Source organism: Flavobacterium sp. CFBP9031 (assembly GCF_034044945.1).
Classification (GTDB): domain Bacteria; phylum Bacteroidota; class Bacteroidia; order Flavobacteriales; family Flavobacteriaceae; genus Flavobacterium.
In genome coordinates this window covers 713,237-739,068 of record NZ_JAXCWF010000001.1, presented here as the reverse complement: position 1 = coordinate 739,068, position 25,832 = coordinate 713,237, and the positions used below count along the sequence as shown (strand labels likewise).

Genomic DNA, 25,832 nt, shown 5'->3' with positions numbered 1-25,832 from the left:
TTATACTCTTTGTCTCTCGTCCTAAATTATTTAGTTTTAATGTCGCGTTTTATAAAAGTGAAGCTAAAATGATTTTAATTCAATTTACAGGATTATCTGGTTCGGGAAAAACGACTTTGGCAGAAAATGTCAGACATCTTTTGCTTCAAAATAATTATGAAGCCGAAATTGTAGATGGTGATGTGTACCGACAAACGATCTGTAAAGATTTGGGGTTTTCTAAAGAGGATCGTTGCGAAAATGTAAGACGTCTTTTTAATGTTGGGCGAAATCTAATTGAGGAAAAGAAAATTGTTCTCATGTCGGTTATTAATCCATATGAAAATCTTAGAAATGAATTAAGGTCTTTTGAATTTGTAAAAACGGTATTTCTGGATTGCGCCATTTCTAATTTGATCGAAAGAGATCCAAAAGGATTGTATAAAAGAGCTTTGTTGCCAGACAGTGATCAAAATAAAATTAAAAGCTTTACAGGAATAAGCGATGTTTTTGAAATTCCGAAAAAAGCCGATTTAGTATTAAAAACAGATTCTGAAACCGTTTCTGATTCTACCCATAAACTCTACCATTTTATACTTAGCAATTTAAATTTTTAAGGTTATGAATCCTTCTTCTTGTCAGCTTCCGATTTCTTTCTCGATAGAAAAACTGCAAAATGATTTATTGATTTGCGAAACCAATTTGTGGACACCACATTTTAATACCGATCGATATGAAGGAAAATGGACAAGTGTTTCTTTGCGATCGCAATCGGGCTTAGAGAATGATATTTATTCTTTTCCAGACAAAAAGTATAAAAATACGCCTTTGCTTGACAGTTGTTTTTATTTTAAAGAAATAATGGATTGGTTTGAATGCGAAAAAGAAGCCGTAAGATTATTAAGACTCGGGCCTAATAGCGAAATTAAAGAACATGTTGATAATGACACTTCATACGAAGATGGATTTTTTAGAATTCATGTTCCAATTATTACCAATTCTGAAGTTTATTTTTATGTCAATCATCAGCAGGTTCCAATGAAAAAGGGAGAGTGCTGGTACGCCAATTTTCAGTTGCCACATAGCGTGCTGAACAAAAGCGCAGAACCTAGAATTCATTTAACGTTAGATTGCATTAGAAATGAATGGTCTGATGAATTATTTTCTAAAATGGGTTTTGATCTGAATTATGTGCCAAAATATGAATGTTCAGACGAAGTGAAAAGACAAGTTATTGCGGAGCTTTCTAGAAATCCATCGGAGACAAATGATAAGATTATTGCCGAACTTCAATCTCAAATGAAATAATAAAATGGAAAAGGTAAAAGATTTTATTTCAAATTGGATTCCGATTAAATTGATCGAAAAAGATAATGAGGTTTATTTCGAATGGACTTATTTTGCTGATATACCATTTGCAGAACCTTTTTTTGAAGAAACCATTGTAAAATGCCAAAGCCATGACTACAATTCAAAATCATTTAAATTAATAAGTACAGCAGAGAATATTATTGACTGGTCTAAAGAACTCGATTTTGTAGAATTAAAAGGATTGGTTTTTCATGTGTCAAGATGCGGATCTACCATGTTGAGTCAGTCTCTTGCCACTTCATCTGAAAATATAATGGTTTCTGAAGCTCCTATCATCGATCAGATTTTAAGAAGTAATGCTTTTGATTCCGCCATGAAAACCACTTTGCTGAAATCGGTTTTGAGATTCTTAGGGCAAAAAAGATTTTCTGAACAAAAACATTTGATTATAAAACTAGATGCTTGGAGTATTTTTAAAGCTTCTTATTTAAGATCTGTTTTTCCTGAAATTCCGTTTGCATTATTGTACCGAAATCCAGGAGAAGTTTTGAGATCGCATCAAAAAATGGCAGGCATGCACATGATTCCAAATTTAATTCCTTCAAGTGTTTTCGGAATCACTTCTAAAGAAGTTGAAGAAGTAAGTTTTCAGCAATATCAAGTTTTGGTTTTAGAGAAGTATTTTCAAAGTTTTCTAGATTTTTACGAAAGAGACCAAAATATAATAATGCTTAATTACAATGATGGAATGAAGAATGTAATAGAGCGATTCATAGCTTTTATTAATGTTGATTTTTCTGAAAGTGAATTGAACGCTATGCTGGAACGTCTTAAAAAACATTCTAAAAATGAACAAGCAGTTTTTACGGGAGATTCATATAAAGACGATATTTTGTCTGTGAATTTGGCTCAGCTTCATGCTTTGCACGAAAAACTTAATGTCAATTTTATTGCAGATTTGACAGGCTGAAAAATAAGGTGAAGTCTTCTTTCTCTTTTATTTATTATTTTTGCGCCAAACATAAATAAAATGATTGATTTAGATTACCTCGCATTCTTAGAAAATATATTGACAGAAAACAGAAAAGCTAATTTTTTAAAAGTACTAGAAAATAGAACAAAGCATTTTACAGTTGCAGTAGAAGATGTTTATCAAATGCACAATACAAGCGCAGTAATGCGAAGCTGTGAAGTTTTTGGAATTCAGGAATTAAATGTAATTGAACAGCGTTTTGGAAAAAGAATCGACAAAGAAATTGCTTTGGGTGCGCAAAAATGGGTTGACATCAATCGATTTGATTCGGTTTCAGGATGCCTTTCCGATTTAAAAAGTAAAGGATATCAAATTATTGCGACTACTCCGCACGAGAAAGATTGCATGTTGGAAGATTTCGATATTACAAAACCAAGTGCTTTATTCTTTGGAACAGAAAAAGAAGGATTGTCACAAGAAATTATGGACAACGCCGATGGTTTCTTAAAAATACCTATGGTTGGTTTTACAGAAAGTTTAAATATTTCTGTGTCGGCTGCCATTATCATTCAAAGTTTAACCAATAGACTTCGCAGATCTGATATTAATTGGAAATTGACAGAGGAAGAAATTTTAGTAAAACGCTTACTTTGGGCGAAAAACTCTATCAAAGATATAAAACGAATTGAAGAACGTTATTATCAGGATAACCCGAGGGATTAGTGTTCAGTATTTAGTGATCAGTCTCAGTTTTAGGACGAGGGAGTGAATTGGAAATAAAGATAATTTTCCATAAAAAAAGACCGATAGTTTCAACTATCGGTCTTTTTTTATGGAATTTATAAGTATCAGCCTATACTGTAAACTGTGCCTGCGACTGAATACTTAAAATATTATTAGTTAATTAAAACCCAAGTTCCAGCTGCTATTAAAGCTTCAGCTTTTTTGTACTTCATTGTTTCTGTTTTACCAGTAGCAACTTCTTGAACTACAACCGTATCATTTCTGTTGATTTTTGGCATATCTCTAACGATAGTTTCTGTAACTTGACGTTGTTGAGTTTCTCCAGCTTCACGGTTGATGCTTTCGCTATTTGGGATTTCGTCTTTACTTAATTGTAAATTTTCTTTTGGACGAGCGACTTCTCTTGCTTCGTGAATTTCAGGAGCGTTTTGAGCTGGTAAATCACCTTTGAATAAGAATGAAATAACTTCTTTGTTAACGTTATCCAACATTCCTCTAAACAAGTTGAAAGCTTCTAATTTGTAAATAAGCAATGGATCTTTTTGTTCGTGAACAGCCAATTGAACAGATTGTTTCAATTCGTCCATTTTACGTAAGTGTTTTTTCCAAGCTTCATCCACAATAGAAAGTGTGATGTTTTTCTCGAAATCAGCAATTAATTGAGCACCTTGGCTATCATAAGCTTTTTTCAAGTCAGTTACCACATTCAAAGTTTTGATTCCGTCTGTAAATGGAACTACGATTCTTTCAAAATGATTGTTTGGCTCTTCGTAAACTCCTTTGATAATTGGGAAAGCTTCTCTAGCGCTTCTTTCTGTTTTTTCAGTATAGAAAGCTAAAGCTTCTTTGTACACTTTTCCAGTAACTTCAATATCAGATAATTTTAAGAAATCTGCTTCAGAGATTGGAGAAGTGATTCCGAAATAACGAATTAAATCAAACTCATATCCTTTAAAATCATTTGTTACTTTACTGTTGCTTACGATTAATTCGCAAGTATCGTAAAGCATATTCGCGATATCCAGTTTCAAACGCTCTCCGAACAATGCGTGACGACGACGTTTGTAAACTACTTCACGTTGAGAGTTCATTACGTCATCATATTCTAATAAACGTTTACGAACACCAAAGTTGTTTTCTTCTACTTTTTTCTGAGCACGTTCGATAGATTTAGTCATCATAGAATGCTGAATAACTTCACCTTCTTTCAATCCCATTCTGTCCATTACTTTTGCAACTCTTTCAGAACCGAATAAACGCATTAAGTTGTCTTCAAGAGAAACATAGAATTGAGAACTTCCTGGATCTCCTTGACGACCAGAACGACCACGTAACTGTCTGTCTACACGACGAGAATCATGACGCTCTGTACCAACAATTGCTAAACCTCCTGCAGCTTTTACTTCTGGAGATAATTTAATATCGGTACCACGACCAGCCATGTTTGTTGCAATAGTTACAACTCCAGCTTTACCCGCTTCTTCAACGATTTGTGCCTCTTGCTTGTGCATTTTAGCGTTCAATACGTTGTGTGTGATTCCTCTCATTTTAAGCATACGGCTTAATAATTCTGAAATCTCTACAGAAGTTGTTCCTATTAATACTGGTCTTCCAGCTTGAGATAGTTCAGTAACATCTTCGATTACAGCGTTGAATTTCTCACGTGTTGTTTTGTAGATATAATCTTCCTTGTCAATTCTTGCAATTCCACGGTTTGTTGGAATTTCAACAACATCCAATTTATAAATCTGCCATAACTCTCCTGCTTCTGTAACAGCTGTACCAGTCATACCAGCCAGTTTGTTGTACATTCTGAAGTAATTCTGTAATGTAACAGTTGCAAAAGTTTGAGTTGCAGCTTCGATTTTTACGTTTTCTTTTGCTTCGATCGCTTGGTGAAGACCGTCTGAATAACGACGCCCGTCCATGATACGACCTGTTTGCTCATCGACAATCATAATTTTGTTGTCCATGATAACGTACTCTACATCTTTTTCAAATAAAGCATATGCTTTTAAAAGCTGAGTAAGAGTATGAATACGCTCGCTTTTTACTCCAAAATCTTGGAATAATCTTTCTTTGGCTTCAGCTTCAGCGTCTTTATCTAATTTTTGTTTTTCAATTGCAGCGATTTCTGTTCCAATGTCTGGTAAAACGAAGAAATCTGCATCAGTATCTCCAGAAAGGTATTTAATACCATTGTCTGTTAATTCTACTTGATTGTTTTTCTCTTCAATCACAAAATACAAAGCTTCGTCTACTTTGTGCATTTCGCGATTGTTATCTTGCATGTATTGATTTTCAGTTTTTTGAAGCAATTGTTTAATTCCTTCTTCACTTAAAAATTTAATTAATGCTTTATTTTTAGGTAAACTTCTGTAAGCTCTTAATAATTGGAAACCTCCATCTTTAGTATTACCTTCTTTAATTAATTTTTTAGCTTCAGCCAAGAAACCATTCGCTAACTGACGTTGTTGTGCAACTAAGTTTTCGATTTTTGGTTTCAATTCGTTGAATTCGTGACGATCTCCTTGAGGAACTGGTCCAGAGATAATAAGAGGTGTTCTAGCATCATCAATTAATACAGAGTCAACCTCGTCGACAATTGCAAAATTGTGTTTTCTCTGCACTAAATCGCTTGGAGAGTGCGCCATATTATCTCTTAAGTAATCAAAACCAAACTCATTGTTAGTTCCGTAAGTAATATCAGCATCGTAAGCTTTTTTTCTTTGCTCTGTACTTGGCTGGTGATTATCGATACAATCAACAGATAAACCGTGGAATTCGAATAAAGGAGCTTTCCAAGTACTATCACGTTTTGCCAAGTAGTCATTCACTGTTACTAAGTGAACTCCATTTCCAGTCAAAGCATTTAAATAAAGTGGAAGAGTAGCAACCAAAGTTTTACCTTCTCCCGTTTGCATTTCAGCAACTTTACCTTCGTGTAATACCATACCACCAATTAACTGAACATCATAGTGAATCATGTCCCAAGTGATGTCTTTTCCAGCAGCATTCCATTTGTTTGCCCAGATCGCTTTTTCGCCATCAATAGTAATGTATGATTTTGTTGCTGAGAATTCGCGGTCTTTTGGAGTTGCAGTAACTTCAATATGAGAGTTCTCTTTAAAACGACGAGCCGTTTCTTTTACTACAGAAAACGCTTCTGGAAGAATTTCCAATAAAGTTTTTTCAGAGATTTCGTAAGCCTCTTTTTCAAGAGCATCTATTGCATCATAAATGTCTTCTCTTTTATCGATGTCTTCGATGTTTTCTACTTCTGCTTTAAGCGAAGCAATTTTAGCATCTTTATCAGCTCTAGCTTCTTTTATTCTGTCTTTAAAATAAACGGTTCTTCCTCTTAACTCGTCGTTTGATAGACTCATTAAAGGAGCTTCGAATGTTTTAATTTTGTTTAAGTAAGGTTGTAAAGCTTTGACATCTTTCTGCGACTTATCGCCGACAAAGACTTTAATAATACTGTTTATGAAACTCATGATTTATTGTATTTCTTTATTATATATATGTATTTGAACCAAAAAAAAAGTCTCTATGATGAGAGACTTTTTCCTTTGGTTTATTTTTTAATATTCATCCTCATTCCAAAGATAATCTTCGTCTGTTGGATAATCAGGCCAAATTTCTTCCATTGATTCATATATCTCACCTTCGTCTTCGATTGATTGAAGGTTTTCTACTACTTCTAATGGAGCACCTGCTCTGATAGCGTAGTCTATAAGTTCATCTTTGTTAGCAGGCCATGGCGCATCACTTAAATAAGATGCTAATTCTAATGTCCAATACATCTGTTATCTGTTTAGTTTGTGCAAAAATAAATTTTTTACTGAAAAAGACAAGTAAATTTTGATTTATTTTAATAAAATTTAAGAACGTCGATTATTAAATTCCAATTTTTAAATTCCAAACTTCAAAAAAGAAGTTTAAAAACCAATATTTAAATTCCAAATCCCAATGTTGGAAGGCTTTTTTTGTTTTTTATAAATTCAAAAGAATTTAAATTTTTCTCTTGGAATTTGGGATTTCAAAAATTTGGAATTTTCAGAAAATTCATTTTCTGGGTATCCATTTCACTTCCTCCGCTTTTAAGTCTGAGGACAACTTTCGTGCCAAGACAAAAAGGTAGTCAGAAAGTCGGTTTAAGTACGTGATTGCTATTTCAGGAACGTGTTCATTATGGCTTAAGTGCACTGCTAAACGTTCTGCGCGACGACAAATACAGCGCGCTATATGACAATGTGACACGGTTGGATGGCCACCGGGTAAAACAAAATGAGTCATTGGCGGAAGGCTTTCGTCCATTTTATCTATTTCGTTTTCCAGTAATTCGATATCCGAATCAATTATGCCGAGATTTTCTAAACGAAGTTTTCCGTTTTTCAAAACTTCTTTTTCTTGTGGAGTTGCCAAAATGGCACCAACGGTAAAAAGACGGTCTTGAATCTCTATTAAAATAGTTTTATAATGAGAATCCATTTCCTGATCTCGAATCAATCCGATATAAGAATTCAATTCGTCAACAGTTCCATAACTGTCAATTCTAATATGGTCTTTTGGTACACGCGTTCCTCCAAAAAGAGCCGTTGTGCCTTTATCGCCTGTTTTGGTATATACTTTCATTTTTTTTAAAGATGCTAAGGTTCTGAGATTCTGAGATGCTAAGTTTTCCTCTTTGAGCTTATTTTTCTAGATTCTATCCCTAGAATTTATCTGGATTGAACTGAAATTATAAGTTTTTCTTTTTCCGATTAAACGATTAACCAAATAAACGATTAAACAGTTTTTCTCGTGTCGCTTTCAATTAGACCATCTCGCAAACGAATAATTCTATGTGCATAAGCGGCAATATCTTCTTCGTGAGTTACTAGTATTACAGTATTTCCTTGTGCATGAATATCTCCAAAAAGCTTCATAATTTCTACAGAGGTTTTACTGTCTAAGTTTCCAGTTGGCTCATCGGCTAGAATAATAGAGGGTCTGTTGACTAATGCTCTCGCAACCGCAACACGCTGACGCTGTCCTCCAGAAAGCTGATTCGGCTGGTGATCCATTCTGTCGGCAAGATTAACCTGTTTTAAAACTTCTGTGGCACGAGCAATTCTTTCAGATTTTCCGTAACCAGCATAAATCATGGGTAAGGCAACATTGTCTAAAGCTGTAGTTCTTGGCAAAAGATTGAAAGTCTGAAATACGAAACCAATTTCTTTATTTCTGATTTCTGCCAGTTCATCATCTTTCATTTTGCTTACATCTTTTCCATTTAAAATATAACGACCTGAAGTTGGAGTGTCTAAACAGCCTAATAAATTCATTAATGTAGATTTTCCTGATCCGGAAGGTCCCATTAAAGCAACGTATTCGCCTTTTTGTATTTCTAGATCTATTCCTTTTAAAACATAAACGATTTCATTTCCTAAAGTAAAATTTCGTTTGATGTCGGTTATTTTAATTAATGGTTCAGCCATTTTTTTTACAATTTTGGATTTAAAAGTACAAAACACTTTTCAATAAAAAGGATAAGTAGTTCAGAATTGGTTTTTGTTACAAAAGCTCTTTCGTAAATACGTTTTTATATAATATATTTTTAAAAGAGAATAATGTTATATCTTTTTTAAAATATTTTGCAATATTATCATTGTTTTGTGTTTTTTATAGTTTTAAGATGTTTTTAATTTTAAAAACATGATAATAATGTAATTTATTAAGAAAAGCGTTTGGTAAATTTGATTAATCAATTAATTAAATAATCAAGATTATGAAAAATATCAAAATAGCTACAGGAATTGCTTTATTAGTATTAGGGTTAACATCGTGTAAAGATGAAAAACAAGAAAGAGCTCAAAAAACAGTAGAGAACTATGTAATCTATGTTGACTCTGTTAAAAATGTGGCAGCTGCTGACTTAAAAGACAATTGGAAAAGTGTAGAAGCAGAATATGATAGAAGATCTACCGAAGCGCAAGCTGCGTTGGCTGATATTAAAGATAATGCTGCCGCAACAGAAAAAATAAATGCAAGTAAAATTAAGTACGAGGAATTTAAAAATGAAATGACCGCCCAATTTGCCCCTCCAGCTCCTAGTCCGAAACAACAGTTAAGAGATGCGTTGTTTGGTGCAGGAAAAATTGGTGATGATATGAGTTTTAATTGGGTTAATGCCCAAAACATTCATAGCGTTTATCAGCAGTTTGTTCATACTGTAGAAAATAATAAAGATAAATATTCTAGAGAAGACTGGGATGAAATCAAATTAATGTATGAAGCTCTTGACAGCCGTAAAAATACAGTTGAAAAAGAAGGTTTAACAGCTGAAGATAATCGTAAAATTGCTGGTTTGAAAGTAAAATTTGCACCAATGTATACTGTAAATAGAATGGGAGCTAAATCTGAAGAAAACAAAGACGCAAAAAAATAAGATTTTAAAATTTTGAATTAGAAAATGAAAAAGACGATCAGAAATGATCGTCTTTTTTTATGCTCGAATAATAAAATGCTCTTTCGGTTGTTCTCGTCTAAAGAATACAAATCCCCATTGAAAAGTATCAATCGTAACTTTTACTTGAGGATGATTTTTGATGATTTCCCAAGCTTCTTCCATATCTTCTGACCAATGAATATCGTCGAAAATCCATACAGAATCATTGTCGATTGTTGGTAGTAAAAGGTCAAAATAAGCTAAAGTTGCTTTTTTAGAATGATTTCCGTCAAAATATATGAGGTTGTAATTTGTTGCTTGAATGTTCTCAGAAATTAAAAAAGATTCAAACTCAGAAATTACATTTTCAACATTATTACAATCAAATTCAGCCAATTGATTTTGGGCAACATTTGCCGTATTTGGACAGCCTTCAATAGTAACAACTTTCGCTTTCGGGTTTCCCAAAGCTAGGGCTGAAGTTGCCAAACCCAAAGAAGTTCCTATTTCTAAAATATTCTCTGGCTTAAAATAATTGGTAACACGAAACAATAATTCTGCTCGTTTTGGCGAAATTCCTGCTGTTTGTGCAATTTTAGAAATTTGTCTTCTATTTGATTTGAAAACTCTCGATCCCGCTCCAAAATCGGTTACTTCAATAAAGTTTTTATTTTCTAAAAGCGATTTTCTATATTTTTTTAGAATTGCATATTCAGGTTTTGTTTTCTTATCATAAAAACATTTTGTCAGTAAATTAAAAACAAACGGCGAGTGAACGGCATGTTCGTTCTTAGAATGCCAAAGAAAGCTCAGATAAGATTTTATTTGAAAAAGCATCTAGAAATTTAGAATGAAAGATTAATTTACTTTAATCAATTTTACGTCGAAAATAAGTACAGACCCTCCTGGTATTGTCATATAATCATAACTTCCGTAACCCAAACGAGATGGTATTAAAAGAACTCCAGATCCTCCTTCTTTAAAATAAGGAATGCCTTCTGTCCATCCTTTAATTACTTGATTTAAACCAAATGAAATTCCTGTGTCTTTACTTTGATCAAAAACTTTTCCGTTGGTATAATAACCTTTATAAGCGACAGTTACATTAGAAGTAGAAGTTGGCTGAGCGCCATTACCTGGTTCTGTAATGATATAATAAAGACCTGAATCGGTTCTGGTTGCAGTTAAATTATTTTTGGCTAAATAATCTTTAATGTCCTTTTCGTTTTGTTCTGTGAAATCTTTTGCTGGTTCAGGCGTGTCTTTCTCTGTGCTGTTACAAGAAATAAAAAGGGTTAAAGCAAATACTGCGGCTAATAGTTTTTTCATTGTGGTATTTTTTAATATTTAATATAGTAAAATTAGTTTTTAGTCTCAGTCACGGTTTTCAGTCTAGTAATTCTTTTAAAAAGTAAAACTTGAAACTTTAAACCTGAAACTTGAAACAAAAAATCTATCCTTCAAGTTTAGCAGAAAGTTCAAACCAGCGTTCTTCTTTTGCTTCGATTTTATTAATTATGTTTTGAAGTTCGTTTGCTTTTTTCTCGATATCGGCATCTGCAATTTTTCCGTCAGAGAATAATTGTTCGATTTTGGCTTTTTCAGCTTCTAAATCTTTAATTTCTCTTTCGATTTTCTGATATTCTTTTTGTTCGTTAAAGCTTAGATTTCCAGTTGGATTGTTTTGTTTCCAGTCTTTCTTTTCTGCTTTGTTTTCTTCTTTTTGAGCAACATCAGCACTGTCTTCGTAAGCTCTAAAATCAGAATAGTTTCCTGGGAAATTTTCTATTTCGCCTTGACCTCTAAAGACAAATAAATAATCGACAATTTTATCCATAAAGTAACGGTCGTGAGAAACTACCAATAAACATCCTGGATAATCCAAAAGGAAACTTTCTAAAACGTTAAGTGTTACAATGTCCAAATCGTTTGTAGGCTCATCTAGAATCAAGAAGTTCGGATTCTGAATTAAAACCGTACACAAGTATAAACGCTTTAATTCTCCACCACTTAATTTCTCAACATAATCATATTGTTTTTTGGCATCAAAAAGAAAACGCTCCAATAGTTGCGAAGCCGAAATAATTTTTCCTTTTGTCAACGGGATATACTCTCCATACTCTTTTATAATATCAATAACACGTTGGCCCGGTTTTGGATTGATTCCAGACTGTGTGTAATAACCAATTTTTATGGTATCTCCTTTAACAACACGTCCGCTGTCTGGCGGAATTGTTCCTGTCAAAAGATTTAAGAAGGTCGATTTTCCAGTTCCGTTTTTACCGATAATTCCGATTCTTTCCCCACGTTGAAAATCAAAACTGAAATTGTCGAGAATAACGCGGTCTTTGAATTTTTTAGAAAGTTTATGAAGCTCAATGATTTTGCTTCCCATTCTTTCCATATTAATTTCAAGCTCAACTTTATTTTCTTTACGTCGGCTTTGTGCTTTTTCTTTAATAACATAGAAATCATCCTGACGTGATTTAGATTTGGTTGTTCTCGCTTTTGGCTGGCGTCGCATCCATTCTAATTCTTTTACAAACAAGTTTTTAGCCTTGTCAACACTAGCATTTTCAGAAGTGATTCTTTCTTCTTTTTTCTGTAAGTAGTAAGAATAATTTCCTTTGTATTGGTATAGTTTTCCGTTGTCTAATTCTATAATTTCATTACAAACACGCTCCAAAAAGAAACGGTCGTGCGTTACCATAAACAACGTAATATTTTCTTTAGCGAAGTAACTTTCAAGCCATTCGATCATTTCTAGGTCTAAGTGGTTGGTTGGCTCATCTAGAATCAATAAATCGGGACGATTGATTAGAATTATGGCTAACGAAAGACGTTTTTTCTGTCCTCCAGAAAGATTCTTAACTTTAAGTTTGAAATCTTCCAGCTTTAATTTGAATAAAATTTGTTTGTATTGCGTTTCAAAATCCCAAGCATTATGCTGATCCATAGCGTCAAAAGCTTTTTGGTAAGCTTCTTCGTCAGCAGGATTTTCTAAAGCTTTTTCATAAGCTTCAATAACTTTAAGCGTTTCGTTATCTGAAGCGAAAATACTTTCTTCAATCGTAAGTTCATCTTGAAGATTATTGTCTTGTGACAGAAATGCCATTCTGATTCCTTTTCTCAAAACAACTTGTCCAGTATCTGGTTCTTCCAAACCATTAATAATGCTCATTATGGTTGTTTTTCCAGAACCATTTTTTGCAATAAAAGCGATTTTTTGATCTTTATTAATTCCAAAAGAAATGTTGTCAAAAAGGACTCTTTCTCCAAATGACTTTGATATATTTTCGACTGATAAGTAATTCACTTTGTAATTATAAGTTATAAATTATGAGTTATGAATGTTTTCTAAAACATAACTTTCTGCAAAAGTAAACTATTATCTTGCATTTGCGAATTATTTATGTAGATACAGCTTTAGAACGGAGCTTAAATCGAAATAATGAATTTGCTGAGGAACATTTATTACAGGTTTTCGAACAAGAGATTCGTTTGTTAAAAAATAATGTAAACCATCTTTTGTTGCAATTCCTTCAATTTGATGAAAAGAAAGTTTTAAATCGATTCGTCTTTTATTTCCAGATAAAAAATCTTGATCTTTAAAATCGTAGAGCAGGTATAAAAAAGGTTTTCCCACTTTGGTATAGCCACACAAAGCAATTAGTTTTTTGTCTTCTAAATAAGTGGCACCAGTAACCAGACCCTTGGTGTCAAGTGTTGCCTTAAGTTTTGCAATTTGTGTCCCTTCTTGCTTTGATAAAGCGTAAATATTGGTCTTAGACGATTTCCATTGTTTGGTAAACAGATAGATACTGTCTTTAGAAACAATAAATGCTTCACAATCAAAATCGGTTTTGTTTGGTTTTGATGGAGAAAAATCAGTTTGGTCAGAATAAGAATAGAGAATAGTTTCAATTTTCGGATTTTCCTCTAAAAAAGATTTTTTTTCAATTTTAAGAATTTTCAAATCGGTTCTATTTCCAGAATAATTATTGCCAAAATCGCCGATATAAAGATGTGTGCTGTCTTGTGAGATTTCTTCCCAATCATGATTGACAGTTTCAGGAAGAATGATTTTCTTCTTGATTTTTCCTAAAGTATCCAAACCATAAATCGTAGCGTCATGATCGTCATTATGTGTCCAGAGTAAATTTTTAAAAGCAATTAAGCCAGAGGTTTCTTTTATTGAATCACTCAGTTGTCTAGAATATTCTGGTTTTAAATCTACTTTTTGATAGATACAGCTTCCATCATTTAGTTTTGCGTTTGGATTGTAATTTTTGGACAGTGAATCTGTGCAACCCGAAATTTGACTATAGGCTGAGGAGGTAAACAATGCAAAAAGTAATATCGCTCTTTTCATTTGAAGATTTCGTTGAATGTCTCTGTAAAAGTAGCTTTTAATAGCTAAAGATACGTTATATCCGCATTTCTAATATTTTTTATAACCTAATTTTTTTGTAAGAGGAAAACTAGACTTTTTTATATTAAAATAAGACATTTCTTTCTTTTTGTCTTTTGATTATACTTTTACTACACTACTTTTGCAAAAATTAAAAAGCTCCCTCTTGTAAAATAAAGCATTTTCTGGAAGTTTTTTACTGAAATAAGAATTTGGATCCGAGTTATGTGACTCGGAGAAGCGAAGCTATGCTCTTTGGATATTTTTTTACTAACTATTCAATAATATATGAAGATAGGAATAACATTTAGCGCTTTTGATTTACTACATGCAGGTCATGTAAAGATGTTGGAAGAGGCGAAAAGACAGTGTGATTATTTAATTGTTGGATTACAGATAGATCCGGCATTAGATCGTCCTGAAAAAAATAGTCCTACACAAACAGTGGTTGAAAGATACATCCAGCTTAAAGGGTGCAAGTTTGTAGATGAAATTGTTCCGTATTCGACAGAACAAGATTTAGAAGACATTCTAAGATCTTTTAAAATAGATGTCCGCATAATAGGCGATGAATATCAACATAAAAATTTTACAGGTAGATTATATTGTGAAGAAAAAGGTATTGACCTTTATTTTAACAAACGTGATCATCGTTTTTCAAGTAGTGGGTTGAGGAAAGAGGTAGCGGTTAGAGAGTTGTCGAAGGTAAAATAAAAGTGGAGATTATGAAAAAGGATAGCAGAATTTACATAGCTGGTCATAATGGAATGGTAGGTAGTGCCATTTGGAAAATTTTGATTGCTAGAGGATTTACAAATTTAGTTGGACTTCCTAGTGCAGAATTAGATCTAAGAGACCAAAAATCAGTTTGTGATTTTTTTGCTGACATGCAGCCTGAGATTGTGATTGATGCAGCTGCTCGTGTTGGGGGAATCTTAGCTAATAATGATTTTCCTTATCAGTTTATAATGGAGAATATGCAAATTCAAAATAATCTAATTGATACTGCCTTGCGAAGTGGAGTAGAAAAGTTTATTTTTTTGGGAAGTTCTTGTATTTATCCAAAATTAGCTCCACAACCACTAAAAGAGCATTATCTGTTAACGGATGTTCTAGAGCCAACTAATGAATGGTATGCTATTGCAAAAATTGCGGGTATAAAAGCTTGTCAAGCTATTAGAAAACAGTTTGGAAAAGACTTTGTAAGCCTAATGCCAACAAATTTGTATGGTCCGCATGACAATTTTGATTTACATACTTCACATGTTTTACCAGCTATGATTCGAAAATTTCATGAAGCTAGAATAAATAATAACGCCACAGTAACTCTTTGGGGGAGCGGAAAGCCAATGAGAGAGTTTTTGTATGTCGATGATATGGCTAAAGCGGTTGTTTTTGCTTTAGAGAACAGGCTACCTCACTATTTATACAATATAGGAACAGGTCAAGATTTAACAATAGAAAAACTTGCCGCAATTGTGCAGCAAGTTACTGGCCATACTGGTAAGATTATTTGGGACGCTGATAAGCCTGATGGTACACCAAAGAAACTTATGGATGTCTCAAAAATGCATAAACTTGGATGGAAGCACGAAGTAGAGCTTTACGAAGGGATTAAAATAACTTACGATTGGTTTTCAAAAAACATTGAAAATTTTAAACAGATAAAATTATAAAGGAACTACACTGTCCAAAGTTGAATAAAGTATGAAAGTAGCACTTATAACGGGAATCACAGGTCAAGATGGATCTTATTTGGCTGAATTATTATTAGAAAAAGGATATCAGGTGCATGGGGTTAAAAGGCGTGCGTCGTCTTTTAATACACAGCGAATAGATCATCTTTATCAGGATCAGCATGATCAGCATGTAAATTTCAAATTGCATTATGGAGATTTGACAGATTCAACTAATATTATTAGAATTATTCAAGAAGTACAGCCTGACGAAATTTATAATTTAGGTGCAATGTCTCATGTAAAAGTGTCTTTTGATTCTCCAGAATATGTAGCAAATGTTGATGGAATTGGTACTTTACGCATTTTAGAAGCAGTTAGGATATTAGGGTTTGAGAAAAAAACAAGAATTTATCAGGCTTCAACTTCTGAACTATATGGAGGTTTGCCAGAAAATAAGAACGAAAAAGGTTTTTATGATGAGAACTCTCCATTTTACCCGCGTTCTCCATATGGTGCTGCTAAAATTTATGGTTTTTGGATAACAAAAAATTACCGGGAAGCTTATAATATGTTTGCCTGTAATGGTATTTTGTTCAATCACGAATCTCCAAGACGTGGTGAAACTTTTGTAACCAGGAAAATTACAAGAGCAACCGTTAGAATTGCACTCGGATTGCAAAATAAATTGTATCTGGGAAATTTAGATGCTAAACGAGATTGGGGACACGCTAAAGATTATGTTAGGATGATGTGGATGATTTTGCAAGCAGATAAACCTGAAGACTGGGTAATTGCAACAGGTAAGACAGCTGCTGTTAGAGATTTTGTACGCATGAGCTTTGCCGAAGTCGGAATTGAGTTAGAATTTATTGGCAATGGAGTTGATGAAAAAGGGTATGTAAAAGCTAGTAATAATCCTAATTTTCAAATAGAGATTGGTAAAGAAGTATTGGCAGTTGATCCAAAGTATTTTAGGCCTACAGAAGTTGACATACTAATTGGTGATCCAGCTAAAGCAAAGAGCAAATTAGGCTGGGAATGTAATTATGATTTACAGGCTTTAGTCACAGATATGATGCAAAGCGATTTGGAACTTATGCAAAAAGAGCAATACTTAAATGAAGTTGGGTATAAAACTTTAAATTATTTTGAATAGTGTTGTCTGCAGTAGACAAAACAGTTAAAAATGAGAAGACAAACCAGAGAATATTAAAATTACGAAACAAGAATTTTAAATAGTATCTAACATGCAAACTAAAGAACAATTCAAAATTAGTTTTATAACTCTTTTGTGTAAAGTTTAAAGCATTTAAATCGTAGTGATAAAAAAAATTAAGCAAAAAATTTACTCTTTTTTTTCAGACGGACATAGCAGAACCATTTTAGCAAAAAAGAATATAGCAATTTCTTTTTTTATTAAAGGGGCCAGCATCGTTATAGGATTATTATTGGTCCCTATGACTATAAATTACGTAAGTTCTATGCAATATGGTATTTGGTTGACTATTAGTTCGCTGATAGGATGGATGAGCTTTTTTGATATAGGAATGGGTAATGGTCTTCGAAATAAATTAGCAGAATCATTAGCTTTAAATGAGTTTCAGCTTGCTAAAATATATGTAAGTACAACCTATGCCTGTTTGCTAATAATTTCTCTTGGCTTATTTGTATTTTTCTGTTTTTTAAATCCTTATATCGATTGGCAAACTTTTTTAAATATTCCTGAATCTGTAAAAGATGATATTTCATTAGCAGTTCTAATAATTTTCGGCTCTTTTTGTGTGCAATTTGTAGTTCAATTAATCAACACAGTACTTACTGCGGTCCATAAGCCTGCTATCGCTGGATTATTATTATTAATTGGACAATTATGTGTTTTAATCACTATTTACATTATGAAAAAAACGATTCAGGGAAATCTTACGGTTCTAGTATTAGCTTTAACAATGAATCCTGTTATAATCCTGACATTGGCCAGCTTATATTTTTATAAAACTAAATTTAAAAATATTGCTCCGGCATTTTCTCACGTAGATTTTAGCTATTCAAAAAAAATATTTCAAGTTGGAGGACACTTTTTTATTATTCAAATAGGTTCAATAATACTGCTTCAGACAGATAATATTATTATTTCAAAATTTATAGGGCCAGAATCTGTTACAAAATTTAATGTAGCTCTTAAATTGTTTTCAACAGTAATTATGCTTTTTTCAATTATAATGAACCCTTACTGGAGTGCTTTTACAGATGCAAATGCAAAAAGAGATTATGAGTGGATAAAAAATAGCGTTAAAAAAATAAGGCAAATATGGTTTTTTATTTCGATTGTTATTGTTCCCCTGATCTTGGTGTTTTCAAATTTTATATATAAGTTTTGGTTAGGCGATTCAATACAAATACCATTTAAGTTATCACTTTTGTTAAGTTTATATGTAATCGCCTATATGTGCTTAAATTTAAATAGTTACTTTTTAAATGGAGTAGGTAAGATAAGATTACAACTATATATTTATTTAATTGTCTGCATTGTGAATATTCCATTATGTTGTTTTTTGGCAAAAAAAATCGGAATAAACGGAATAGTAATTTCTAATTTATTAATGTTTGTAGGAATGAGCATCATTCTTTGGATTCAAACTAATAAGGTTTTAGCACATACAGATAAAAATATATGGAGCAAATAAAATAGCATTGTGGAATTAGCATCTACTAGAAGAAATTTTAAAAGACAATTAAAGACGAAGAAACCTAGTTCACGTATCTTGCTATTTGTTTATTTACAACTTACTAATATTATTACTGGACCTGATCTTGTTTTGAAATTTTTAGGTTTTAAATATGGTGATGTTGCAGAAATTGGGCTCGGGTGGTTTACAACTTCTGTAAATTTTATTTTTGTTCTACTTTCTGCATTGGTTCTTTTGAATAATAAAAAAGCAAGTTTACAACTCGTTACAAAAGCAAAAAAAATCATCATTATTTTGGTTTTAACTTTCTTTTCGAGTGTTTTAGTTCTAGATAATATGTTTAGTCAATCAATTAATTTGATTTTTTTAACTATTGGCTATTTTATTAAAGTTTGTAGCCTAATCGTTTTGTTTGATAAATATAACATAGAATTTTCTGCAACATTGCTTAAAGTATTAAAAATACTAATGATATTAATGTTGTTATATCTTGTGATTTTTTTTGCAAATGGTTTTTCAACAACATTAATTGGTCGATATCAAAGCATTTTTAACCAACCTAATACTTTGGGACAGTTTTCTTCTTTGACAATTGTTGCTTTATTTTCTGATAGATTGTATTTTTCCACGAGATGTAAACGTGCTAATAATAATCTTTCTTTTTTCTTTTTTTTGTCAATTGGGATAGTATTTGTTTTCATGAGTCAAAGTTTTACAAACTTGTTATTGATTACATTGATTTTATTGATTTATTTTTTTTATAGCCTAAGTAATAGAATATTGCAGGTATTATTACTTATTTCAATAATTCTTTTTTCTTTTTTCTTTTTTACAAATTCAAAAGATCTGTCGGTTTTGTCCTTTTCAAATGTTAATGTATCAGCATCAAATTTTAAAAGAGATTTAACTTTAACAGGGAGAACACAAATTTGGAGGGATGTTTTAGATAAGGTTCAATTGGAGAATAAAACACTATGTGGTTATGGAATTGGAGGTTTCTGGGGTAAAACAGGCGCACCCTCATCTAAAATTGATAATGCGCTTTTTGCAGAAATAGGCCAGTCGCATAATGGATTAATAGATTTATATGTTCAATATGGGCTAATAGGTGTTTCTTTATTTATATGTTTTTTGTCTAGTATTTTGAACAAATTATCCAAAATGAAATCTAATTCTTCGTACGTCATTTTTTTTAATTTCTTTTTTGTTTTGTTTCTTTTTAACAACTTAGTAGAATCCAGTTACCTTCAGCCCAAAAATTTTTTAAATATCATATTCTTTTTAATTATTGTATCTATTCTTAATTCAGTGCCCTCACAGGGATTTGTGCAAAGTGGACTAAAGAAGAATATCAATTAAATGTAAAAACTGATGATAAATAAAAAGATTACGGTTGCTATATGTACTTATAATAGACCTTTATTATTGGAAAAATGTATTGAATCTGTTTTGATACAAGACACGAGTTATGAATATGAAATTATTGTTGTAGATAATGACGCCAGAAAAACTGCTCAGGAAATAGTTTACAAGTATAGGACAAGAGTTCAATATTATTTCCAACCCTTAAAAGGATTGTCTTATGCAAGAAATATGGCAGTATCAAAATCAAATGGAGAATTTCTTCTTTTTATTGATGATGATGAATATGCCGATCGTGATTGGCTGAATAACATGGTTAGTTGTCAGGAAAAATATTCAGCTGATGTTGTTTTAGGTAAAGTGATTTATGAAATTCCCGACTATTTTCCTTCTTATATTAAAAAGAGTTCATTTTTTCTTCGTAAGAACAGAATTACTGGTGAAAGTGCAGGAATAAATGAAGGATATACGGGAAATACTTTAGTTCGTAAAGAAATTTTTAATTTGAGAACCCCTGCTTTTCTTGAAGAATTTAATCACACAGGTGGAGAGGACTCTGATTTTTTTAATTTTTTATTATCAAGACAAGCAAAAATTATATTTTCAAATGAAGCTATTATATACGAAACACAAGATTTTAAAAGATTAAAAGCATCTTGGTTTTATAAAAGAGGATATCGTTCAGGATATAATTATTCAAATCATCTTTTTAAAAACAATCATTTTTTTATTGGCTGTATAAAATGGCTATACAGTGTTTTTGGAGGTTTTATGGTGAGTTTCTTGTTAATTATCAGAATGATTTTTAGTCCAAATAAATATTTTATTAAAATGTTGGCAAAACTAGGCAATCAATTAGGGAAAATTGGATATGCCTTTCGTTTTCAAATTAAAGATTATTAAATAATTAATACTGATTGTAGGCTTGATTTTTTTAGACATGGTTTTGGATTTACCAATGAAAAAGAAATTTCTTACCTCAATAAAAGTTCAAAATTGATAGGTCTTCTATGAATTTATCCTCCTTTATAAAGTAAATTTTTTACAATTCTATAATTAGTGGGTCAGTATTATGCTTTTGCAAAAAGAATGATTTAAAAAAAAACAAATGAATAATTTTTCTCCAGTAGTCCTTTTCGCATATAAGCGTCTAGGGACTTTACAAAAAACAGTACAATCACTTCAAAAAAATTACCTGGCTGAGAAATCGGACCTTTATATTTTTTCGGATGAAGCAAAAACATCTTTAGATAAGACAGCTGTAACTGCAGTTCGAAAATATTTGCATTCTATTAATGGTTTTAAAAGTATTACGATCTATGAAGCATCAATAAATAAAGGATTAGCAAATTCAATTCGAGATGGTGTAAGCCAAGTTTTGAAAACTCATGAAACAGTCATCGTATTAGAAGATGATCTTGTGAGCAGTGCAAATTTTTTAAATTTTATGAATGAAGCTCTTCTCTTTTATAAGGACGAATCAAAAGTGTTTTCAATTGCAGGATTTAGTATGCCAATTAAAGTTAATACAGAATTTGATAATTACTTTACTCAAAGATCAAGTTCAACAGGCTGGGCAACATGGCGAAATCGTTGGTTAAAAATTGACTGGAATGTTAGTGATTACAATGAATTTAAAGAAAACAGGAAAGCAAGAAATAATTTTAATAAGATGGGTTCTGATATGTCAAACATGCTGGATCGTCAGATGCAAGGAAAGATAAATTCTTGGGCTATTCGTTGGTGTTATCATCAATTTAAATATGATTTGTTTTCTGCGCACGCTTTTGTTTCAAAAATTGAAAATGTTGGTTTTACAAAAGATGCAAGCAATACAACAGAAACATATAATAGATTTCAAACAATTCTAGACAGTGGGTTAAAAACAAACTTCCTTTTTTCTTCAGACATTCGTTTAGATCCAAAAATAATAAAGCAATTCACTAAACCATTTTCTATTCTTTCTAGAATTAAGTACAAAGTGATTAATTTGTTTCAGTAAAATTGAAAATTCTCATAATTCATACGCGCTATCAAATGTTTGGTGGCGAAGATATTGTTGTAGATCAAGAATTGAATTTATTAAAACAACATCATACTGTTGAGGTTATATATTTTCAAAATCATCTAGGATGGAGGGGAGCAATGCAATTTTTGGGCTCAATTTGGAACGTCTCTTCTGCGAGAAAAGTAAAAAAAAAAATTAGGGAATTTAAACCTGATTTGGTTCATATACACAATTGGCACTTTGCTTTAGGCCCCTTGGTTTTTAGAAAAATAAGTCAATTAAAAATTCCAGTTGTTCATACAATTCATAATTATCGTTTATTATGCCCTTCTGGTATTTTACTCAACAAAGGGCAATTATTTAGTCATAGCCTATATCAAAGATTTCCTTATACAGCAATATTTAAGAAAGTTTATAGATCCTCGTTTTTCCAAACGTTTTGGCTTTCGTTTATTATCTGGTTTCATAAAAAAATAGGTACTTGGTCAAAAATTGAAAAATATTTGTGCCTTACTTCATTTGCAGTTGAACTTTTTCAAAAATCTAATTTTAATGTTCCTGTCGAAAAATTTGCAGTTAAGCCAAATTTTGTAATGACCAACAAAACTAAGTTGGAAGTTAAAAGGGGAAATCATTTTTTATTTGTAGGAAGATTGTCAGATGAGAAAGGGGTAAAAGTATTAATAGATGCTTTTAGGAATTCCTCATATGAACTCAAGATAGCAGGAGATGGTATATTAAAACAGCTTGTTGTAAATGCAAGTTTAGATAATAAGAATATCTGCTACTTAGGAAGCATACAAAATAAAGAAGTTAGATTAGAATTGAAAAAAGCTCAAGCCCTTATTTTTTCATCAATATGGTATGAAGGAATGCCAATGACAATAATAGAAGCTTTTTCATGCAGGACGCCAGTTATAGCATCAAATTTAGGAGCGATGTCTTCTATGGTTTCTAATAATTTAAATGGTTTTCATTTTGAGCAAGGTAATGCAGAGGACTTAATAAAAACACTACAATCATTTGATAAACTATCACAAGAAGTTAGAAAAGAAATTCAAAATAATGCCTATCAAACTTATAAAGAGAAATATTCGGTAAACTCCCAATTATCATATTTCAACGATATCTATATGTCAATTATTAATAAAAGAAATGAAGTGAAATGATTAATGAAATGTTATTTGAACCATGCCTTAGTTATAAAATATTTAAGGATGATTTGTCTAATTGTTTTTTAGACAAAAAAACATTGATTAATACTATTAATCAATATTCTTATTGTATCGCAGAAATAGATTTAACATTTAAAAAAGCCCTTCAGGAATCTGACATTCTTTTGCCGGATGGAATTGGAATTGTAGCTGCTGTAAAATTGTTGAATAATAAAAAAATTTCTAAGATAGCTGGAGCTGATCTTCATCACTATTTATTAAACGATTTAAATAAAAAAAAAGGAAAATGTTTTTATTTGGGTTCTTCTCAAAATACACTTGATAAAATTACTCAGCGAATTTCAAACGAATTTCCTGATGTGGAAGTAGAATCCTTTTCACCTCCTTTTAAAAATGAATTTTCAGATAATGATAATCAACAAATAATAAAGATAATAAATGATTTCAAACCTGATGTATTGTTCATTGGAATGACAGCGCCAAAACAGGAGAAATGGGCTTATAAGTTTAAAGAAATTTTAGATGTAAAAGTTATTTGCTCAATCGGAGCAGTTTTCGATTTCTATGCAGGAACAGTGGTAAGACCACATAAAGTATGGATAAATTTAGGTTTAGAATGGTCTGTGAGATTAATAAAAGAACCCAAAAGAATGTGGAAAAGATATTTATATTATGGGCCAGTTTTTGTTAAACTAATTTTAGAAAAAAAAATCAAAAGTTTTTTCAAATAGAGTTCTTTTCAATTATGAAAATTTTAAAAAAACTATCTGAATATAGTTTCTCGAGATACTATCAAATTCTATTTATTGTTTGGGATATGATTTTGTTAAATGTCTCAGTCTTTGTTTCTGGTTTGATTAAGTCTGATGATCTTGATGTCATATCCATAAAAGAGACACAAACTATTTCTTTGTTGGGTAATTTAATATGGATTGGATTATTGCTTTATAAGAATTCATATAAAATTATTAGGATAGAAACCTTAGAGTCAATTTTAAGCAGAACAATTAAAAAAGTTATTATTCACGCTTCTATTGTTGCAGTTTTTGTGGTTTTTCTAGAATATTCAAATATTTCTAGGATGCAATTATTTTGTTTTTATGTGTTTTTCTTTGTGTTATTGATGCTATCAAGGTTTTTTTTGATGCGATTTTTAAAATATGTTAGATCTAAGGGATATAATTATAGAAACTTTGTTATTGTTGGAGCTAACGACAAGGGTAGGAGCATACGCAAAATATTAGCCAAAAATTTAAATTATGGTTATAGATTTTTAGGTTTTTTTGATGAAAATGAAAATAGCCGTCATTTAGCAAACGATGTTATTTTGGGTGGGTTTAATGATATTCAGAACTACATGGCAAAAGTTCATGTTGATGAAATGTATATCGCATTGCATATCGATAATGTTAATATCATTAATTACTTAATAGATATTTGCGAGCAGCATATGGTTCGCGTGAAATTTATACCTGATTTTCAGTTGTATACTAAATCAAGTAGAGTTGAAATTTCTTTTTATGAGAATATGCCTGTATTAATGTCTCGCCGTGAGCCTTTAGAATATGCAGTAAATAGATTATTGAAAAAAGCTTTTGATATTTGCTTTTCAGGATTGGTTATTTTATTAATATTTCCGTGGTTGTTTCCAATTATAATGCTAATTATAAAAGTAGAATCTCCGGGTCCTGTTTTTTTTAAACAAGATAGATCTGGGCGGGATAACAAATCTTTTACATGTTTTAAATTTAGAAGTATGAGTGTTAATGCTTCTGCAGATGAGAAGCAGGCTCAGAAAGGGGATTCACGAGTTACAAAATTTGGTGCTTTTATTCGTAAAACAAGTATTGATGAATTGCCACAATTTTTTAATGTTTTTTTGGGCAATATGTCGGTAGTTGGACCACGCCCCCACATGTTGTATCATACGCAAGAATATAGTGAGTTAATCAATAATTATTTAGTTCGGCAATATGCCAAACCAGGGATAACTGGTTGGGCACAGGTTAATGGCTATCGCGGTGAAACCAAAGCACTGGTTGATATGGAAAATAGAGTAGAATGCGATATTTGGTACATTGAAAACTGGAGTTTACTTCTTGATGTGAAAATCATTATAAAAACAATTATTAATGTTTTTCGAGGAGAAAAAAATGCGTATTAGATTTCTTCCAAATTTAAAAAATACCCCCTTTTTATAAAAGTATGTTTGCAGGATAGGCTTTCTATTTTGTTGTAAATGTTTTATGATTTAAAATCAAACCTAATGAAATTTCAATTTGTCTTTTTGATAAAAACTTTCGTTTTTTTGTCAGTTTTTTTCTTGTTTTTTTCTTGTGCTTCTAAGAAAGATCTCGTCTATTACCAAAACATTGATTCTCTTCAAACCAAGCAAAATGTAACTTCTTATGAAGTTAAAATTCAGCCTGATGATTTACTAATGATTATTGTTTCTGCTGATGACCCTGAGGTTGCTATTCCTTTTAATTTAAAAACATACAGTATTGCCGGTAACAATAAACTGGATGTTGCTCGTGGTCAAGAAACGTTGCAATTATATTTGGTAGATCATAACGGAAATATTGAGTTTCCTGTAGTTGGGAAAATAAAAGTTGGTGGATATAGCCGTACAGAAGTGTTGGAATTATTGCAGAATAAAATTGGGAACTACATTAAAAACCCAATAATCAATCTCCGTATAACAAATTTCAAAGTCTCATTGCAAGGAGAGGTGAATCAACCAGGAACTTATCCTGTTGCTTCAGAAAGAATTACGTTAATTGAGGCTTTGAGTATGGCCAAGGATTTGACTATATATGGAAAAAGAGATAATATTTTAGTCATTCGGGAAGTTAATGGAGTAAAATCATACAATACAGTAGATTTAACAAAATCAGATTTTATTAATTCTCCTTTTTACTATTTGGCTCAAAATGATGTAGTATATGTTGAGCCTAATAAAACTAGAGTGAATTCCTCGGCAGTCGGTCCAAATACCTCTGTAATCATTTCTGCGATCTCTATTTTAGTTTCGCTTTCAGTCCTAATTTTTAAATAAAATCGAAATAAT

Annotated in this window: 24 protein-coding genes; 16 read left to right on the top strand and 8 right to left on the bottom strand. The window is 31.7% G+C overall.

Annotation, left to right across the window (positions count from 1 at the left end; genetic code table 11):
• The first annotated feature begins 68 nt into the window (after window positions 1-68).
• From cysC to SOM12_RS03160, 4 genes are read left to right on the top strand one after another with little or no spacing between them, the layout of a single operon-like run.
• Window positions 69-596, top strand: coding sequence for an adenylyl-sulfate kinase (gene cysC / locus SOM12_RS03175; protein WP_320492363.1), 528 nt, complete (start codon window positions 69-71; stop codon window positions 594-596).
• 4 nt (window positions 597-600) lie between these two features.
• Window positions 601-1,287, top strand: coding sequence for an aspartyl/asparaginyl beta-hydroxylase domain-containing protein (locus SOM12_RS03170; protein ID WP_320492362.1), 687 nt, complete (start codon window positions 601-603; stop codon window positions 1,285-1,287).
• A gap of 4 nt (window positions 1,288-1,291) precedes the next feature.
• Complete coding sequence (locus tag SOM12_RS03165) at window positions 1,292-2,260, top strand: sulfotransferase family protein (RefSeq protein ID WP_095931077.1); 969 nt, start codon at window positions 1,292-1,294, stop codon at window positions 2,258-2,260.
• 60 nt (window positions 2,261-2,320) lie between these two features.
• On the top strand, window positions 2,321-2,986 hold the full coding sequence (locus SOM12_RS03160) for a TrmH family RNA methyltransferase (RefSeq protein ID WP_095931076.1): 666 nt from the start codon (window positions 2,321-2,323) through the stop codon (window positions 2,984-2,986).
• Between the two features lie 173 nt (window positions 2,987-3,159).
• Here the strand turns inward: SOM12_RS03160 and secA are convergent, their stop codons facing one another.
• From secA to SOM12_RS03140, 4 genes are all read right to left on the bottom strand, one after another.
• The gene (gene secA, locus SOM12_RS03155; protein ID WP_095931075.1) at window positions 3,160-6,504 is read right to left on the bottom strand and encodes a preprotein translocase subunit SecA; all 3,345 of its coding nucleotides are present in this window, start codon (window positions 6,502-6,504) and stop codon (window positions 3,160-3,162) included.
• A gap of 87 nt (window positions 6,505-6,591) precedes the next feature.
• Complete coding sequence (locus SOM12_RS03150; protein ID WP_007138072.1) at window positions 6,592-6,813, bottom strand: DUF2795 domain-containing protein; 222 nt, start codon at window positions 6,811-6,813, stop codon at window positions 6,592-6,594.
• Window positions 6,814-7,075: 262 nt separating this feature from the next.
• A complete protein-coding gene (locus SOM12_RS03145; protein WP_095931074.1) occupies window positions 7,076-7,645 on the bottom strand; it encodes a cob(I)yrinic acid a,c-diamide adenosyltransferase in 570 nt (189 codons plus the stop codon).
• A gap of 152 nt (window positions 7,646-7,797) precedes the next feature.
• Window positions 7,798-8,490 carry an ABC transporter ATP-binding protein gene (locus SOM12_RS03140; RefSeq protein WP_095931073.1) on the bottom strand — a complete coding sequence of 231 codons (693 nt, stop codon included), beginning with the start codon at window positions 8,488-8,490 and terminating at the stop codon, window positions 7,798-7,800.
• A 290-nt stretch (window positions 8,491-8,780) separates the two neighbouring features.
• Here SOM12_RS03140 and SOM12_RS03135 point away from each other — a divergent pair, with 290 nt between their 5' ends.
• Window positions 8,781-9,440 (top strand): DUF6565 domain-containing protein, encoded by a 660-nt coding sequence (locus SOM12_RS03135; RefSeq protein ID WP_320492353.1) that lies wholly within the window; start codon window positions 8,781-8,783, stop codon window positions 9,438-9,440.
• 57 nt (window positions 9,441-9,497) lie between these two features.
• Here SOM12_RS03135 and SOM12_RS03130 read toward each other — a convergent pair whose 3' ends face one another.
• From SOM12_RS03130 to SOM12_RS03115, 4 genes are all read right to left on the bottom strand, one after another.
• Window positions 9,498-10,277: a class I SAM-dependent methyltransferase gene (locus SOM12_RS03130; RefSeq protein ID WP_320492352.1), complete on the bottom strand. Its 780-nt coding sequence runs from the start codon at window positions 10,275-10,277 to the stop codon at window positions 9,498-9,500.
• Window positions 10,278-10,298: 21 nt separating this feature from the next.
• Complete coding sequence (locus SOM12_RS03125) at window positions 10,299-10,769, bottom strand: FKBP-type peptidyl-prolyl cis-trans isomerase (RefSeq protein WP_320492351.1); 471 nt, start codon at window positions 10,767-10,769, stop codon at window positions 10,299-10,301.
• 124 nt (window positions 10,770-10,893) lie between these two features.
• Window positions 10,894-12,756: an ABC-F family ATP-binding cassette domain-containing protein gene (locus SOM12_RS03120; protein WP_320492350.1), complete on the bottom strand. Its 1,863-nt coding sequence runs from the start codon at window positions 12,754-12,756 to the stop codon at window positions 10,894-10,896.
• Between the two features lie 90 nt (window positions 12,757-12,846).
• Window positions 12,847-13,812: a T9SS C-terminal target domain-containing protein gene (locus SOM12_RS03115; RefSeq protein ID WP_320492349.1), complete on the bottom strand. Its 966-nt coding sequence runs from the start codon at window positions 13,810-13,812 to the stop codon at window positions 12,847-12,849.
• Window positions 13,813-14,139: 327 nt separating this feature from the next.
• On the opposite strand from SOM12_RS03115, the gene SOM12_RS03110 reads away from it, so the two are divergent.
• From SOM12_RS03110 to SOM12_RS03060, 11 genes are all read left to right on the top strand, one after another.
• On the top strand, window positions 14,140-14,565 hold the full coding sequence (locus tag SOM12_RS03110; RefSeq protein WP_320492348.1) for an adenylyltransferase/cytidyltransferase family protein: 426 nt from the start codon (window positions 14,140-14,142) through the stop codon (window positions 14,563-14,565).
• Between the two features lie 11 nt (window positions 14,566-14,576).
• Window positions 14,577-15,527, top strand: a complete 951-nt coding sequence (locus tag SOM12_RS03105; RefSeq protein ID WP_320492347.1) for a GDP-L-fucose synthase family protein — start codon at window positions 14,577-14,579, stop codon at window positions 15,525-15,527.
• 31 nt (window positions 15,528-15,558) lie between these two features.
• A complete protein-coding gene (gene gmd, locus SOM12_RS03100) occupies window positions 15,559-16,686 on the top strand; it encodes a GDP-mannose 4,6-dehydratase (protein WP_320492346.1) in 1,128 nt (375 codons plus the stop codon).
• 163 nt (window positions 16,687-16,849) lie between these two features.
• Window positions 16,850-18,214: a lipopolysaccharide biosynthesis protein gene (locus SOM12_RS03095; RefSeq protein ID WP_320492345.1), complete on the top strand. Its 1,365-nt coding sequence runs from the start codon at window positions 16,850-16,852 to the stop codon at window positions 18,212-18,214.
• A gap of 9 nt (window positions 18,215-18,223) precedes the next feature.
• Window positions 18,224-19,576 (top strand): O-antigen ligase family protein, encoded by a 1,353-nt coding sequence (locus SOM12_RS03090; protein WP_320492344.1) that lies wholly within the window; start codon window positions 18,224-18,226, stop codon window positions 19,574-19,576.
• Between the two features lie 12 nt (window positions 19,577-19,588).
• A complete protein-coding gene (locus SOM12_RS03085; protein WP_320492343.1) occupies window positions 19,589-20,482 on the top strand; it encodes a glycosyltransferase family 2 protein in 894 nt (297 codons plus the stop codon).
• A 205-nt stretch (window positions 20,483-20,687) separates the two neighbouring features.
• The gene (locus tag SOM12_RS03080; protein ID WP_320492342.1) at window positions 20,688-21,581 is read left to right on the top strand and encodes a sugar transferase; all 894 of its coding nucleotides are present in this window, start codon (window positions 20,688-20,690) and stop codon (window positions 21,579-21,581) included.
• A 2-nt stretch (window positions 21,582-21,583) separates the two neighbouring features.
• Window positions 21,584-22,756 (top strand): glycosyltransferase, encoded by a 1,173-nt coding sequence (locus SOM12_RS03075; RefSeq protein ID WP_320492341.1) that lies wholly within the window; start codon window positions 21,584-21,586, stop codon window positions 22,754-22,756.
• Window positions 22,753-23,493 (top strand): WecB/TagA/CpsF family glycosyltransferase, encoded by a 741-nt coding sequence (locus SOM12_RS03070; RefSeq protein ID WP_320492340.1) that lies wholly within the window; start codon window positions 22,753-22,755, stop codon window positions 23,491-23,493. The genes SOM12_RS03075 and SOM12_RS03070 overlap by 4 nt, the downstream gene beginning before the upstream one ends.
• Before the next feature lie 14 nt (window positions 23,494-23,507).
• The gene (locus SOM12_RS03065; RefSeq protein ID WP_320492339.1) at window positions 23,508-24,926 is read left to right on the top strand and encodes an undecaprenyl-phosphate glucose phosphotransferase; all 1,419 of its coding nucleotides are present in this window, start codon (window positions 23,508-23,510) and stop codon (window positions 24,924-24,926) included.
• Window positions 24,927-25,028: 102 nt separating this feature from the next.
• The gene (locus tag SOM12_RS03060; RefSeq protein ID WP_320492338.1) at window positions 25,029-25,820 is read left to right on the top strand and encodes a polysaccharide biosynthesis/export family protein; all 792 of its coding nucleotides are present in this window, start codon (window positions 25,029-25,031) and stop codon (window positions 25,818-25,820) included.
• The last annotated feature ends 12 nt before the right edge of the window (window positions 25,821-25,832 follow it).

What these genes read in the sequence shown, in the direction of transcription:
- cysC (WP_320492363.1), top strand. Translation starts at nt 69, where the DNA reads ATGATTTTAATTCAATTTACAGGATTATCTGGTTCGGGAAAAACGACT.
- SOM12_RS03170 (WP_320492362.1), top strand. Translation starts at nt 601, where the DNA reads ATGAATCCTTCTTCTTGTCAGCTTCCGATTTCTTTCTCGATAGAAAAA.
- SOM12_RS03165 (WP_095931077.1), top strand. Translation starts at nt 1,292, where the DNA reads ATGGAAAAGGTAAAAGATTTTATTTCAAATTGGATTCCGATTAAATTG.
- SOM12_RS03160 (WP_095931076.1), top strand. Translation starts at nt 2,321, where the DNA reads ATGATTGATTTAGATTACCTCGCATTCTTAGAAAATATATTGACAGAA.
- secA (WP_095931075.1), bottom strand. Translation starts at nt 6,504, where the DNA reads ATGAGTTTCATAAACAGTATTATTAAAGTCTTTGTCGGCGATAAGTCG.
- SOM12_RS03150 (WP_007138072.1), bottom strand. Translation starts at nt 6,813, where the DNA reads ATGTATTGGACATTAGAATTAGCATCTTATTTAAGTGATGCGCCATGG.
- SOM12_RS03145 (WP_095931074.1), bottom strand. Translation starts at nt 7,645, where the DNA reads ATGAAAGTATATACCAAAACAGGCGATAAAGGCACAACGGCTCTTTTT.
- SOM12_RS03140 (WP_095931073.1), bottom strand. Translation starts at nt 8,490, where the DNA reads ATGGCTGAACCATTAATTAAAATAACCGACATCAAACGAAATTTTACT.
- SOM12_RS03135 (WP_320492353.1), top strand. Translation starts at nt 8,781, where the DNA reads ATGAAAAATATCAAAATAGCTACAGGAATTGCTTTATTAGTATTAGGG.
- SOM12_RS03130 (WP_320492352.1), bottom strand. Translation starts at nt 10,277, where the DNA reads ATGCTTTTTCAAATAAAATCTTATCTGAGCTTTCTTTGGCATTCTAAG.
- SOM12_RS03125 (WP_320492351.1), bottom strand. Translation starts at nt 10,769, where the DNA reads ATGAAAAAACTATTAGCCGCAGTATTTGCTTTAACCCTTTTTATTTCT.
- SOM12_RS03115 (WP_320492349.1), bottom strand. Translation starts at nt 13,812, where the DNA reads ATGAAAAGAGCGATATTACTTTTTGCATTGTTTACCTCCTCAGCCTAT.
- SOM12_RS03110 (WP_320492348.1), top strand. Translation starts at nt 14,140, where the DNA reads ATGAAGATAGGAATAACATTTAGCGCTTTTGATTTACTACATGCAGGT.
- SOM12_RS03105 (WP_320492347.1), top strand. Translation starts at nt 14,577, where the DNA reads ATGAAAAAGGATAGCAGAATTTACATAGCTGGTCATAATGGAATGGTA.
- gmd (WP_320492346.1), top strand. Translation starts at nt 15,559, where the DNA reads ATGAAAGTAGCACTTATAACGGGAATCACAGGTCAAGATGGATCTTAT.
- SOM12_RS03085 (WP_320492343.1), top strand. Translation starts at nt 19,589, where the DNA reads ATGATAAATAAAAAGATTACGGTTGCTATATGTACTTATAATAGACCT.
- SOM12_RS03080 (WP_320492342.1), top strand. Translation starts at nt 20,688, where the DNA reads ATGAATAATTTTTCTCCAGTAGTCCTTTTCGCATATAAGCGTCTAGGG.
- SOM12_RS03070 (WP_320492340.1), top strand. Translation starts at nt 22,753, where the DNA reads ATGATTAATGAAATGTTATTTGAACCATGCCTTAGTTATAAAATATTT.
- SOM12_RS03065 (WP_320492339.1), top strand. Translation starts at nt 23,508, where the DNA reads ATGAAAATTTTAAAAAAACTATCTGAATATAGTTTCTCGAGATACTAT.
- SOM12_RS03060 (WP_320492338.1), top strand. Translation starts at nt 25,029, where the DNA reads ATGAAATTTCAATTTGTCTTTTTGATAAAAACTTTCGTTTTTTTGTCA.